Origin of the sequence: Xanthomonas sp. 3498, assembly GCF_014199795.1 — a bacterium.
Classification (GTDB): domain Bacteria; phylum Pseudomonadota; class Gammaproteobacteria; order Xanthomonadales; family Xanthomonadaceae; genus Xanthomonas_A; species Xanthomonas_A rydalmerensis.
In genome coordinates this window covers 117,357-130,704 of the sequence record NZ_JACHOH010000003.1, presented here as the reverse complement: position 1 = coordinate 130,704, position 13,348 = coordinate 117,357, and the positions used below count along the sequence as shown (strand labels likewise).

9 protein-coding genes are annotated in these 13,348 nt (G+C 70.9%); all 9 read left to right on the top strand.

Translation table 11 applies throughout. From position 1 onward, the window contains the following. Positions 1 to 255: 255 nt before the first annotated feature. The 9 genes from GGR66_RS10245 to GGR66_RS10205 all read left to right on the top strand — a co-directional run bounded on the left by GGR66_RS10245 (position 256) and on the right by GGR66_RS10205 (position 13,054). Entirely contained in the window at positions 256 to 1,344 is a 1,089-nt protein-coding gene (locus tag GGR66_RS10245) for an MFS transporter (protein WP_255421661.1), read from the top strand. A gap of 28 nt (positions 1,345 to 1,372) precedes the next feature. Further along, complete coding sequence (locus GGR66_RS10240) at positions 1,373 to 2,032, top strand: HAD family phosphatase (RefSeq protein ID WP_184448203.1); 660 nt, start codon at positions 1,373 to 1,375, stop codon at positions 2,030 to 2,032. After that, entirely contained in the window at positions 2,029 to 2,820 is a 792-nt protein-coding gene (locus GGR66_RS10235) for a DeoR/GlpR family DNA-binding transcription regulator (RefSeq protein ID WP_184448202.1), read from the top strand. Before GGR66_RS10240 ends, GGR66_RS10235 begins: the two co-directional genes overlap by 4 nt. Positions 2,821 to 3,069: 249 nt before the next feature. Further along, entirely contained in the window at positions 3,070 to 5,988 is a 2,919-nt protein-coding gene (locus tag GGR66_RS10230) for a TonB-dependent receptor (RefSeq protein ID WP_184448201.1), read from the top strand. A gap of 19 nt (positions 5,989 to 6,007) precedes the next feature. Next, positions 6,008 to 6,949, top strand: a complete 942-nt coding sequence (locus GGR66_RS10225; protein ID WP_160966297.1) for a glycerophosphodiester phosphodiesterase family protein — start codon at positions 6,008 to 6,010, stop codon at positions 6,947 to 6,949. A 147-nt stretch (positions 6,950 to 7,096) separates the two neighbouring features. Continuing rightward, positions 7,097 to 8,347, top strand: a complete 1,251-nt coding sequence (locus GGR66_RS10220) for an efflux RND transporter periplasmic adaptor subunit (protein ID WP_184448200.1) — start codon at positions 7,097 to 7,099, stop codon at positions 8,345 to 8,347. Between the two features lie 21 nt (positions 8,348 to 8,368). Beyond that, a complete protein-coding gene (locus tag GGR66_RS10215) occupies positions 8,369 to 9,139 on the top strand; it encodes an ABC transporter ATP-binding protein (RefSeq protein ID WP_184448199.1) in 771 nt (256 codons plus the stop codon). Next, on the top strand, positions 9,136 to 11,577 hold the full coding sequence (locus tag GGR66_RS10210; RefSeq protein WP_184448198.1) for an ADOP family duplicated permease: 2,442 nt from the start codon (positions 9,136 to 9,138) through the stop codon (positions 11,575 to 11,577). Before GGR66_RS10215 ends, GGR66_RS10210 begins: the two co-directional genes overlap by 4 nt. An 82-nt stretch (positions 11,578 to 11,659) precedes the next feature. After that, entirely contained in the window at positions 11,660 to 13,054 is a 1,395-nt protein-coding gene (locus GGR66_RS10205; protein ID WP_184448197.1) for a sigma-54 dependent transcriptional regulator, read from the top strand. The last annotated feature ends 294 nt before the right edge of the window (positions 13,055 to 13,348 follow it).

The following is a 13,348-nucleotide window of genomic DNA, read 5'->3' as shown; positions in this document are numbered from 1 at the left end:
GTCGTTTGGAGCAAGGGCATGCGTCGCCGCAGCGCCGACTCCCAAGTGAAATCGCGGCGGCCACTGATCGAAGACCGAATGACCGTCGCAGTCCCCTGGTGTCGATTAATGCACGTTTTTGCACGATTGTGCGCGTTCGTCTAAGCTGGGCACGCATTCGATCGCCAGGGTCCCTGCATGCCGTCCGCCTCGCCTCCAGCTTCCGCGCCAGCCCCCACGCCCAGCGTCCCCGGTGCCGTCGCCGCCACCCGGGGCATGTTCCTGCTGTCCGGCATGGCCATGGCTGCCTGGGCGCCGATGGTCCCCTACGTCAAGGCGCGCTTCGCGCTGGACGATGCGCGGCTGGGCATGGTGCTGCTGGCCTTCGGCGCCGGCTCGGTGCTGGCGATGCTGCTGGGCGGGCTGCTCAGCCACCGCCTGGGCGCCCGCACCGTCATCGTCGCCAGCGCGCTGGCGCTGTGCCTGGCATTGCCGGCATTGGCGCTGGCGCCCAGCGTGCCGTTGCTGATCGCGGCCCTGCTGTACTTCAGCGCAGCGCTGGGCGCGCTCGACGTCTCGATGAACGCGCATGCGGTGGAGGTGGAGCGGCGTTTGCAGAAGGCGGCGATGTCCGGCTTCCACGGCGTGTTCAGCGTCGGCGGGCTGATCGGTGCGGCCGGTATGAGCGCCTTGCTCGGTGCTGGCCTGCCGCTGCTGGCCGGTGCGGTCTTGGTCGCCGTGCTGCTGCTGGGCGTGCTGCTGTGGCAGCGCGGCGGCTTGCTGCGGCACGCGGCATCGACCACCGAAGCGGTGCCGCTGCGCCTGCCGCAGGGGCCGGTGCTGCTGCTGGGCGCGCTGTGTTTCGTCTGCCTGCTGGCGGAGGGCGCCATGCTCGACTGGAGCGCGGTGCTGCTGCGCGAGCATCACGGCCTGGCGCCCAGCGCGGCGGGCATGGGTTATGCCGCGTTCTCGGTAGCGATGGCCCTGGGCCGGCTCGGCGGCGACCGCCTGGTGGCCTGGCTGGGGCCGGTGCGCACCGTCGCCCTCGGTGCGGTGCTGGCCGCCGCCGGGCTGGCGCTTGCCAGCCTCGGGACGTTGCCGGGCAGCGGTCTGCTCGGCTGTGTGCTGGTCGGCCTGGGCGCCTCCAACCTGGTGCCTGTGATGTTCGGCGCCGCCGGGCGCCTGCCTGGCACTTCGCCCGCCCTGGCGCTGGCGACCTTGACCACGCTCGGGTATACCGGCCTGCTCGCCGGACCGGCGCTGATCGGGTTCCTGGCCCATGCCATCGGCCTGCCGCTGGCGCTGGCCGCGGTGGCGGCGCTGTTGCTGCTGGTCGCCGCCGGCGCGCGCCTGGTCCGTCGTTGATCCCCACTTTCGTCTGCTGGAGCCTGCCATGCCGTCGTCCGATCCCCCCGCAGCACCTCTCCTCGACACCGTGGTGTTCGACCTCGGTGGCGTCCTGATCGACTGGAATCCTCGCCATCTGTACCGCCGCCTGTTCGACGAGGAGGCGGCGATGGAAACCTTCTTGCGCGAGGTGTGCAGCCCGCAGTGGAACGAGCGCCAGGACGCTGGACGGCCGTGGCAGGAGGCGGTGGCCGAACTGAGCGCGCTGCATCCGGCGCATGCGCCGCTGATCGCCGCCTACCACGCGCGCTGGCCGGAGATGTTGGGCGGCGCGCTGGACGCCACGGTGGCGGTGCTGGACGAACTGCGCGGGCAGGGTGTGCGGCTGTACGCGTTGACCAACTGGTCGCACGAGACCTTCCCGATCGCGCGCGAACGCTATCCGTTCCTGCAGTGGTTCGAAGGCGTGCTGGTGTCGGGCGAGGAGCGCCTGGTCAAGCCGGACCCGGCGATCTTCGCGCTGCTGTGCGAACGCTACGCGATCGACCCGGCGCGGGCGGTGTTCATCGACGACGCGCCGCGCAATGTGCACGCCGCCGCTGCCACCGGCATGCAGGCGCTGCAGTTCTGCGACGCCGCGATGCTGCGCGAGGACCTGGTCGCGCTCGGCCTGCTGCCGCCGCGCGCCGACGCCGCGGCGCCATGAGCGGCGAGCGCGATACGCTGCCGCAGGAGCGGCAGCAGGCGATCCTGCAGCGCCTGCGCGAGCACGGCCGGGTGGTGGCCGCGGAGCTGGCCGAGCGCTTCGCCGTGTCCGAGGATTCGATCCGCCGCGACCTGCGCGAACTCGCGGCGCAGGGCCTGTGCCGGCGCGTCTATGGCGGGGCGCTATTGCCCACGCCGACCTTTGCGCCGTTGCCGCAGCGCCAGGCCGAGCACGCCGAGCGCAAGCGTGCGCTGGCGTTGGCCGCGGTCGCGCTGGTCAAGCCCGGGCAACGGCTGCTGATCGATGCCGGCTCCACCAACAGCGCCATCGCCGCCGCGCTGCCGGCGGGTCTGGGGCTGAGCGTGGTCACCAATGCGCCGGACATCGCGCAACTCCTGCTGCGCCGCGAAGGCATCGAGATCCTGCTGATCGGCGGCCGCCTGGACCCGCGCAGCGGCGCGGCGGTGGGCGCCCAGGCCCTGCAGCAGCTGCGGCAGCTGCGTGCCGACCTGTGCTTCCCCGGCGCCTGCGCGATCGACCCCGAGCGCGGCCTGTGGGGCGTGGACGACGAGGAGAGCCTGTTCAAGCGGGCGATGGTCGAGGCCAGCGCCGAGACCGTGGCGGTGGTGACCAGCGACAAGCTCGGCACCCTGGCCGCGCACCGCGTGGTCGGCGTGGAGGCGATCGACCGGCTGGTGGTCGAGCACGACGCCCCGGCCGGCGTGCTCGCCGCGTTCGCCGCACAGGCGGTGCAGGTGCACAGGGCCGCGCCGGCGGCTACGGACTGAGGCGTCAGCCGCCAGGCCGCCGCTGCATTCCACCAGGCGAGGGCGACGCCGCAGGTCCCATCCGCCCGAAGGTCCACGCCATTGCATCGTGTCTCCCAGCTGCATGCTGCTGCTCGCCTGAGCGTGTGTCAGGCAGGGCAGGGCTGCCGTGTCTTTGCATTTTCCGCATGCCGCCATCGCAGCGTCATATCCCTGGGATTAAATAACGAACTTTAAGTTACTTAATTCGGTCACCCAGGGGACATCGCCATGCAACCACTCACTTATCGGCGCCACGCGCTGATCGTCTGCGCGCTCGCCGCCAGCTGCCAGGCCGCGCTGGCGCAGGACGCCGCGTCCACCACGGCGACGGTCGCCGCCGACGCCAGCGCCGTCGCTGCCTCCACCGCTACCGCGCCGGCCGTCGGCGACACCACGCCCGACACCCCGCCCAACGATGCTTCCAACGGCGACGGCACCACCACGCTGTCCAGCGTGCAGGTCACCGGCGTGCGCAAGGCCAATGCCGCGGCGATCGAGAGCAAGCGCGCGGCCACCAACATCACCGACGTGGTCAGCTCCACCGACGTGCGCGCGCTGCCGGACACCACCATCGTCGAGGCGCTGCGCCGCATTCCGGGCCTGTCCGTCCTGCCGGCCACCGACAACGAGCATCCGCGCGACGAAGCCGCCACCCCGGTGCTGCGCGGCCTCGGCCCGTCCTACAACAACGTCACCATCGACGGCCTGACCGTGGCCTCGCCGGGCACGCCCAACGGCACGCTCGGCTCGATCACCCGCGGCGTGCGCCTGGACATCCTGCCGGCCTCGATGGTCAGCGAACTGCAGGTCATCAAGACCTTCACCCCCGACCTGGATCCGAACGCCACCGGCGGCGCGATCAACCTCAAGACCCGCAGCGCGTTCGAGAACGGCGGCAAGCCGTTCTTCACCGCCGAGGCGTCGCTGGGCCATGCCAACGACGTCGGCAAGCCGCGCGACCAGGACGACCCGGGCTACCGCGTGCTTGCCACCGGCAGCCGTACCTTCGGCAGCGAAGGCCAGTACGGCCTGACCCTGTCCGGCAACTACCAGACGCTGAGCAGCTACACCGAAACCCACATGACCACCGACACGGTGCACTACGGGTTCTACGACAGCACCGGCACGCTGCAGAGTGGCACCAACCTGGGCAACGGCTGGGCCGTGCCGCAGCAGGACAAGTACTGGTACGTGATGGACAAGCGCGACCGCTACGGCCTCACCGGCAAGTTCGAGGCGCGGCTGAGCGAGTCGCTGCAGGCCTACGCCACGGCCGGCTACTACTACTTCCGCGACAACATGGAGCGCAACGAGATCATCCTCGATCCGCGCAACCGCAATCGCGTCTACAACCAGACCGCGACCAGCGGCAGCTACCCGGTCGGCGACGTGGAAGTGGGCTATTCCAACCAGATCACCACCACCCGCACCAAGCTCGGCCAGACCGGCTTCGAATGGCGCCCGGACGACCGGCAGGTGCTGTCGGCACGCGCGTCCTGGTCCGATGCCACCTATGCCGAACCGATCAAGATGATCAAGTACGTCACCGGCGCGCAGCGCCCGGCGGCGGTGCCCACCGGACAGACCGGACCCGGCGTCACCGTGGTGCCGACGGCGGCCTATGGCTTCAACTACGACACCTCCGCGCTCAATCAGCGTTTCCCGATGTCGGCGCAGTCGTACTACGACTACGACAACTACAGCCTGCTGTACTGGCGCCCGGACTACCAGCGCAATGCGCGCGACAAGGTGCTCACCGGACGCCTGGACTACGCCTTCAATCGCGGCGAGATGGACCGCGGCTTCGGCTTCGGCAGCGGCCTGAGCTACACCCGCGACGAGCCCGGTTTCGACATCTACCGCGTGGAGTACCAGCCCAACCGCAGCGCGCCGCCGCTGAAGATCGGCGACGTGCTGGCGCCGTCCAACGCGCCGATGCGCTACCTGGGCCTGAACCTGATCGCGATCGATCCGGACAAGGCCAACCAGGTGCTGAGCGCCACCCCGCTGAGCGCGTTCAACCGCACCGACCAGAGCGCCTTCAGCAACCAGGACAACTTCAGCCACCGCGAGGAGATCTTCGGCGCCTACGGCCTGCTCGGCTACCGCAGCGACGATGTCGACGTGGTAGCCGGCCTGCACTACGACCATACCGACCAATCCACGGTCGGCCGCCAGCGGCAACTGGACGCGGCCAGCGGCAACTACGTCTACGTCGATGCGCCCACCGATTCGCGCTACGCCAAGGTGCTGCCCTCGGCGGTGATGACCTACCACGTCAACGATCGCCTGGACCTGCGCGCCGGCGCCAGCCGCACGCTTGGCCGTCCGCCCTACGACGCCTATGCCGCGCGCACCTCGATCAGCTTCGTCAACAGCAGCGACATGGGCAATCCCAATGCGCAGGGCGTGACCGTCACCATCGGCAATCCCGACATCAAGCCGCGCGTGTCCACCAACCTGGACCTGTCGCTGGAATGGCGCCTGCCCGACGACTTCGACGGCATGCTCGCCGCGGCGCTGTTCGACAAGCGCATCCAGGACGAGATCTTCACCCTCTCGCGCACCGACCAGTTCGGCTTCAACGGCACCACCTATTCCAACGTGCTGATCAGCACCCCGGCCAACGCCGCCAAGGCGCACGTGCGCGGCCTGGAACTGAGCGCGGTGTTCAACACCTTGTTCCCGGGCGTGCCGGCGCTGTCCGGCCTGGGCGCCAGCGCCAACCTGGCCCTGCTCGACGGCGGCATGGACGTGCCGTTCACCAGCGGCAGCGCGCCCAACGTGGTGCAGAGCCAGCGCACTGTCGATCGCCTTGTCGGGCAGCCCGACTACACCGCCAACGCCTCGCTGTTCTACACCGTCGGCGGCGTCGAACTGCGTGCGGCCTACAACCGCCAGGGCAAGGCGCTGCGCGCCATCGTCAGCAACATCGCCTGGCAGGACCTGTACTGGGCGCCGCGCTCGCAGCTGGATCTGTCGGCGACCTGGGCGGTGAGCAAGCAGCTCAGCGTGGTCGGCCAGATCAGCAATGTCACCCACAGCCGCCTCACCAGCCTGACCGGCCCCGGCGAGAACCTGCTGAAGGACAGTTATTCGATGCCGACCACCTACTGGCTCGGCCTGCGCTTCACCCCGTCGCTGTGACCGTTGCCGGAGACCAACCATGAACCTGCTTTTCTCGCGCGGCGCGGTCATTGCCGCACTGCTGACCGCGACGGCTCCGGCCGTCGCCGCCATCGCCCCGATCCAGGCGCGCCTGGCCGCACCGGACGGCGGCATCTTCGTCGTCGCCCATCGCGGCTGCCACAACCCCGCGCCCGCGCACGGCTTCGCTGGGCATGCGCCGGAGAACTCGCTGCTGGGCCTGGAGCGCTGCGTGACGCTGGGCGTGGACATGCTCGAAACCGACATCCGCCGCGCCGGCGACGGCACCCTGGTGATGTTCCACGACGCCACCGTCGACCGCACCACCGACGGCACCGGCAAGGTCGCCGAACTCACCTGGCCGCAACTGGCGCGGCTGCGCCTGCGCGACGACGAGGGCGGTCCCGACGCGGCGCTTACCGACCAGCATCCAGTGACCCTGGCGCAGATGTTGGCCGCGGCCAAGGGCCGGATCATGCTCAACCTGGACGTCAAAGCGCCGATCTACGCCGAGGTGGTCGATGCGGTGCGCCGCGCCGGCATGGAGCGGCAGGTGGTGGTCAAGACCGAGGTCGGCGTCGCCAGCCAGGACCTGGCGTCGATGCCGCCGTTCGACCAGGTCAACTTCACCCCGGTGCTGCTGAATCCGCCGGGCACCGACGACCTGGTGCAGACCGTGCGCACCCAGACGGAAGGCAAGGTGCGGCCGGTGGCGATCGAACTGCCGCGGATGCGCCTGGCCCAGTTGCCGGCGGTGGCGGCCCTGGCCAAGCAGCGGCACGTGCGGCTGCTGGTCAACACGCTGTGGGACGGCTTCGTCGCCGACGTCGGCGGCGATGCCGATGCGGTGCGCGATCCGGAAGCGGTGTGGGGGCGGCTGTATCGCGCCGGCATCGGCGCCTTCCAGACCGACGAACCGGAAGCGCTGCTGCGCTATCGCGCGTCGCTGGAAAAGCCCTGACCCGCACCTGCTCGCGCCACTGTCCGTAATCGGTCGGTGCACGACCGCTTGCGGACGCGGCGACCGCGCGTGTCGCGGTCGTAGTGCAAACGATTCAATGGGTTAGTGCGGTTCGCCGATTGGCACGCAGCCTGCTGCACAGCAGGCATGGATATCGCGAAATCACCGAACCGTTCGTTCTGGCGCCACCGCCGCCGCTGGCTGGTGGTGGCCGCTGCCGTTGCGGTATTGCTTGGCGTGGCACTGCTCGGCAGCGGCCGCGCGGCGCCGCGCGTGGCGCGCAGCGAGTTGTGGATCGATGCGGCCACGCGCGGCGAGATGCGCCGCGAGGTCCGCGCCAGTGGCGTGCTGGTGCCGCGGCAGATCCGCTGGATCACCGCCGGGGCCCCGGCCACCGTGCAACAGCAACGGGTCGAGGCCGGCGCGCGCGTGCAGGCCGACACACCCATCCTGCAACTGGTCAATCCGGAACTGGACGCCGGCCTGGATCGCGCGCGCGCCGCGTTGGCTGGCGCAGACGCCGACCTGGCCGCACTGCACGCCGCACTGGCGTCGCAATTGCTGGACCAGCAGGCGCTGCAGGCGCAGGCCGAGTCCGAACTGCAGATCGCGCAGATCAAGGCCAAGGCCTACCGGCGCGGCCACGATGGCGGGGCGATCTCGGACATCGACCTGACCCAGAGCCAGATCGTCGAGGCGCAGCAGCGCGGCCGCGCCGACATCGAGACCAAGCGCGTGGCCGCGTTCCGGCAGAACATGGCCGCGCAGTTGCGCGCGGCACAGGCGCGGCGCGCGCAGGCCGCCAGCACCCTGGCCATCGCCGCGCAACAAGCCGACGCGCTGCAGGTGCGCGCCGGCAGCGACGGCATCCTGCAGCAGGTGGACGTGGAGCCCGGCCAGCGTGTCGAGGCCGGCGCCAAGTTGGCGCGGGTCGCGCGCCCGGACGACCTGCTGGCGCGGCTGCAGGTGCCCGAGGTCCTGGCCAAGGACGTGATCGAAGGCCTGCCGGTCGCGGTGGACACGCACAACGGCGTCGTCAGCGGGCAGGTGGCGCGGATCGATCCAGCGGTGCGCAGCGGCAGCGTGGTGGTCGACGTGCGGCTGACGCCGCCGCTGCCGTCCGGCGTGCGCCCGGACCTGTCGGTGGACGGGCGCATCGTGCTCGGCACGCTGCGCGACGTGGTCAGCATCCCGCGCCCGGCGCTGGCCGTGCCCAACGCCGCCGGTAGCCTGTTCGTGCTGCGCGACGGCGGCCAGACCGCGCAGCGCATTCGCGTGCGTTTCGGCGCCGCTTCCAGCGACCGCATCCAAGTCCGTGCCGGCCTGCGCGCCGGCGACCGCGTCGTGCTGTCCGACACCAGCCAATGGAATGCCGACGCCACCTTGCGCTTACGCTAGCCAGACCAGGAGAGACCCCGCATGACCGCAATTCCCGCACCATCCGCCGCGCCGTTGATCCACCTGGACGGGCTCGGCAAGGTGTTCCACACCGAGGAAGTGGAGACGCACGCCCTGGCCGAGATCGCGCTGGAGGTGGCGCCCGGCGATTTCGTCGCCATCACCGGACCGTCCGGCTGCGGCAAGTCGACCCTGCTGTCGATCCTGGGCTTGCTCGATGCGCCCAGTGGCGGCACCTACCGGCTCAACGGCCGCAACGTCGCCGAACTGGACACGGTCGGCCGCGCGCGCATCCGCAATGCCGAGATCGGCTTCATCTTCCAGGCCTTCAACCTGATCGCCGACCTCACCGTGGAAGAGAACGTGGCGCTGCCGCTGACCTACCGCTCCGGCGCCCAGCGCAGCCAGATCCGCCAGCGCGTGCGCGAGGTGCTGGAACTGGTCGGCATGCACCATCGCCACAAGCACTATCCGGGGCAGTTGTCCGGCGGTCAGCAGCAGCGCGTGGCGGTGGCGCGCGCGCTGGCGGGCAACCCGGCGATCCTGCTTGCCGACGAGCCCACCGGCAATCTGGACAGCCGCAACGGCGAGGCGGTGATGCAGTTGCTGGAACAACTGCACGACAACGGCACCACCTTGTGCATGGTCACCCATGACCCGGCGTTCGCGCGGCGCGCGCAGCGCATCGTGCACATGCTCGACGGCCGCATCGTCGACGAGGACACCTTCGAGCGGCTGCGCCACGAGCAGGATGTGGCGTTGCCGGTGCGCGCCGCGGAGCAGGCGCGATGAGCGCCGCCCTGCATTGGGCGGAGATGCGGCAATCCTGGCGCGCGCTGGCGCGCAAACCCGGCTATCTGCTGCTGGCGGTGTTGACCCTGGCGCTGGGCGTGGCCACCACCACGACAGTGTTCGCGCTGCTCGACCAGGCCTTGCTCAAGCCATTGCCGTTCCCGCAGCCGGAGCGGCTGGTCACGCTCGGCCTATCCAGCGATCCCGGCCGCAATGTCGCCGCGCCCGGCTACTACCCGGTGTTGCGGCGCATGTCGAGCCTGCAGTCGATCGGCATCCTGCGCACGTTCCCGGTGCCGGCCAACATCGCCCGCGGCGATGCCAGCGAGGTGGTCGCATCGATCAGTGCCGATGCCGGCGTCCTGTGCACGCTCGGCCTGCCGATGGCGGCGGGGCGCAACTTCAGCGACGAGGAAAGCCGGCCCGGCGGGCCGCAGGCGGTGATCCTCAGCCATCGCTTCTGGCAGCGCTACTTCGGCGGCGATCCGGCGGCGGTGGGGCGCATGCTGCAGGTCGAAGGCAAGCCGGTGCAGATCGTCGGCGTGCTGCCGGCGGACTTTCCCTGGGCCGACCCCTTCGACCTGATCCGCAACATGCAGCCGGACCTGGCCGAGACCAACCTGTCCACCAACGAGATCGTGGTGGCGCGGTTGCGCCCCGGAGTCAGCGTGGCCGCGGCCTCCGCGCAGACCGCGGCCACGCTCAAGGCCTTTTTGCGCAACAGCCCGCACATGGACGCATCGTGGTGGGGCTCGTTGCAGCGGCGGCCGCCCAATGCGCTGCCGTTGCAGGACAGCCTGTACGCCGCCAATAGCGGCAATACGCTGTGGCTGTTCTTCGCCGCGGCCGCCTGCGTGCTGTTGATCGCCGCGATCAACCTGACCAGCCTGATGCTGCTGCGCGCGCTCGGACGCAGCCACGACAGCGCGGTGCGTGCCGCACTGGGCGCATCGTGGCTGCGGCTGAGCCTGCCGGCGCTGGCCGAAGGCGTGCTGATCGGCGTACTCGGCAGCCTGGCCGGGCTGGCGCTGGCCTGGCTTGGGCTGCGCCTGCTCGGCGACTGGGTACCGCTGATGTGGATGCGCGGCGAAGCGGCGCACCTGACCGGCGCCAGCGCGCTGTTCGCGCTGCTCGCCGGCGGTGCCACCGCGCTGCTGGCCGCCGTGTTGGGCATCGTGCGCGGCCGCCGCCGCAACCTGGTCGCCGAACTGGCTGGCGGTGGGCGTGGCGGCTGGAGTCTGCAGGCCGGTCGCCTCGGTCGCGTCCTGGTGATCGCACAGGTGGCCATCGCCGTGGTGCTGCTGATCGGCGCTGCCTTGTTCACCCGCACCTTGCAGAAACTGGCGGAGGTGCCGATGGGTTTCGAGAGCCGGTCGGCGGTGGTGTTCTCCCTGGCGCCGGTGAAGGAGCGCTACGTCACCGCGGCCGATGCGGTGGAGCAGACACGGCGCATCGTCGCGCGGCTGCAGCAGGTGCCTGGCATCGACCGCGTGGGAGTGTCGACCAATCCGCCGACGGCAACGCGGCTGAGCTGGAGCGTGGAGATCAACGGTGCGCCCTCCGTCGATGCCCAGTATCGGCTGGCCACGCCGCAATTCCTCGACGTGTTCCGCATCCCCTTGCTGGCCGGGCGCGGGATCGCCGACAGCGACGTGGCTGGGGCCGAGCGGGTCTGCGTGGTGAGCGCCAGCTTCGCCGCGCGCTACCTGCACGGGCAGGCGCTGGGCAAGAGCATCACCGTGCCCGACGACGGCGGCAACCAGCGCCTGGCGATGCGCGTGGTCGGCGTGGTCGGCGACGTGCGTCATACCAGCCCGGCCGAGCCGCCGGAGCCGACGGTGTACCAGCCGCTGGCGCAGATGAGCGAGCCGATGTGGCAGATCATCCGCGGTTTCGGCGCGCTGACCTATGCGGTGCATCTGCGCGCCGGCGCGCTGGGCGCCGACGAGCGCGCGCTGCGTGCGGCGATCGACGAAGTGGTGCCGCAGCAGCCGATCGCCGACCTGCAGCCGATGCAGGCGCTGGTCGCCACCACCACCAGCGAGCAGAAGCTCAACCTGCTGCTGGTCGGCCTGTTCGCCGCCCTGGCATTGCTGCTGGCCGCGGTCGGCCTGTATGCGGTGATGGCGGTGGCGGTGGCCGCGCGGCAACACGAGTTCGGCGTGCGCGCCGCGCTCGGCGCGCCGCCGGCACGGCTGCGGCGGCAGGTGCTGGGCGAGGCCGGCATGCAGATCGGAGTGGGGCTGCTGCTGGGCCTGGGCGTGGCGATGGCGGTGTCGCGGCTGCTGCAGCGCTTCCTGTTCGAGGTGCGTGTGGCCGACCCGTTGGCGATCGGCGCGGTGCTGCTGGTGCTGGCCGCGGCCGGCCTGCTCGCCGCACTGGCGCCGGCGCAGCGGGCGGCGCGGGTGCCGCCGATGCAGGCCTTGCGCGCCGAATGATCCGCTTCGCCTCTCGATGCGGGTACGCCACGGCGGCGGCCGTGGCGCCTGCCCACCGCGCCCGGCCGCTAGACTCTGTGCCATGAACGACGCCCGCACATCGCCCTTGCCGCGCATCCTCGTCGTCGACGACCAGGCCGACGTGCGCGAAGCCCTGCGCATGCTGCTCAAGAGCGCCGGCTACGGCATGGTCGGCGCCGAATCGCCGGAACTGGCGCTGGCCTGCCTGCGTGGCGACGAATTCGCCGCGGTGCTGGTGGACATGAACTACGCCCGCGACACCACTTCCGGCGCCGAAGGCCTTGCCTTGATCGCGCAGATCGCCGCGCAATGGCCGGGGCTGCCGGTGATCGCGATGACCGCCTGGGCCAGCATCGAAGTGGCGGTGGCGGCGATGCGCGAGGGCGCTGTCGATTTCATCGAGAAGCCCTGGCAGAACGCACGGGTGCTGGCGGTGCTGGACAGCCGCATCGCACTGGATCGTAGCCGGCGCACCGCGCAGCGGCTCGGCGAGGCGCAGGCGTTGTTGCTGCAGGAGGGCGCGGCCGATTTCGTCGCCGAATCGGCACCGATGCAGCGGCTGGTCGGGGACCTGCTGCGCATCGCTGGCAGCGGCGCCAACGTGCTGCTGCTGGGCGAGAACGGCACCGGCAAGAGCCTGCTGGCGCAGTTGCTGCACCAGTGGTCGCCGCGTCGCACGCAGGCCTTCGTCAAGGTCAACGTCGGCGGGCTGGCGCCGACCCTGTTCGAGGCCGAACTGTTCGGTCATGTGCGCGGCGCCTACACCGACGCGCGCCAGGACCGTGCCGGCCGCTTCGAACTGGCCGATGGCGGCACCCTGTTCCTGGACGAGATCGGCAACCTGCCGCTGCAGCAGCAACCCAAGCTGCTGCGCGCGATCGAGGATGGCGAGTTCGAGCGGCTGGGCTCCTCCCGCACGCAGCGGGTCGACGTGCGCATCGTCGCGGCGACCAATGCCGACCTGGAGGCGGAAGTGGCGGCCGGCCGCTTCCGCCAGGATCTGCTGTACCGGCTCAACACCTTCCAGGTGCGGGTGCCACCGCTGCGCGAACGCGGCGCCGACATCCTGCCGCTGGCGCGGCATTACCTGGCCGCCGCCTGCACGCGGTATCGGCGGCCGCTGCCGACGCTGGCGCGCGACGCCGAGCGCGCGCTGCTGGGCTACGCCTGGCCCGGCAACGTGCGCGAGCTGGCGCACGCGATGGAGCGCGCGGCGCTGCTGGCCGACGGCAGCATCCTGGGCAGCGACGATTTGCGCCTGCAGCCGGCGACGAGCGTCGCGCCCGCGCTATCGACACAGCTGACCCTGGAAGAAGCCGAGGCGCTGCTGCTGAAACAGGCGCTGGCGCAGCAGCAGGGCAACCTGCAGCGCACCGCCGACCAACTCGGCATCACCCGGCAGAGCCTGTACCGGCGCCTGGGCAAGCACGGCCTGCGCAGCGATGACGGCGGCTGAGCGGCAGCGTTGGCGGCCGCTGTGGCTGGCGGCGCCGGCCTTGCTGGCCTTGGTGCTGGTGCTCGTGGCCGGCGCGCCGCGGCTGCCCGAGGCGGTGGTGCTGCTGCTGTGCGTGCTGTTGCTGACCGCGGCGCTATGGCGCCGGCAGCAGCGCGATGCCGGGCAGCGCCTGCGTACCCTCGGCGGCTTGCTGGACGCGCTGCGCGAGGGCGACTACAGCGTGCGTGCGGCGCAGGACGCGCACGATGCCGACGGCCTGCTGGCGCGATTCAATGCATTGGCGCAACGCCTGCA

Coding starts and splice junctions, on each gene's coding strand:
- GGR66_RS10245 (WP_255421661.1), top strand. CDS start 256: ATGTTCCTGCTGTCCGGCATGGCCATGGCTGCCTGGGCGCCGATGGTC.
- GGR66_RS10240 (WP_184448203.1), top strand. CDS start 1,373: ATGCCGTCGTCCGATCCCCCCGCAGCACCTCTCCTCGACACCGTGGTG.
- GGR66_RS10235 (WP_184448202.1), top strand. CDS start 2,029: ATGAGCGGCGAGCGCGATACGCTGCCGCAGGAGCGGCAGCAGGCGATC.
- GGR66_RS10230 (WP_184448201.1), top strand. CDS start 3,070: ATGCAACCACTCACTTATCGGCGCCACGCGCTGATCGTCTGCGCGCTC.
- GGR66_RS10225 (WP_160966297.1), top strand. CDS start 6,008: ATGAACCTGCTTTTCTCGCGCGGCGCGGTCATTGCCGCACTGCTGACC.
- GGR66_RS10220 (WP_184448200.1), top strand. CDS start 7,097: ATGGATATCGCGAAATCACCGAACCGTTCGTTCTGGCGCCACCGCCGC.
- GGR66_RS10215 (WP_184448199.1), top strand. CDS start 8,369: ATGACCGCAATTCCCGCACCATCCGCCGCGCCGTTGATCCACCTGGAC.
- GGR66_RS10210 (WP_184448198.1), top strand. CDS start 9,136: ATGAGCGCCGCCCTGCATTGGGCGGAGATGCGGCAATCCTGGCGCGCG.
- GGR66_RS10205 (WP_184448197.1), top strand. CDS start 11,660: ATGAACGACGCCCGCACATCGCCCTTGCCGCGCATCCTCGTCGTCGAC.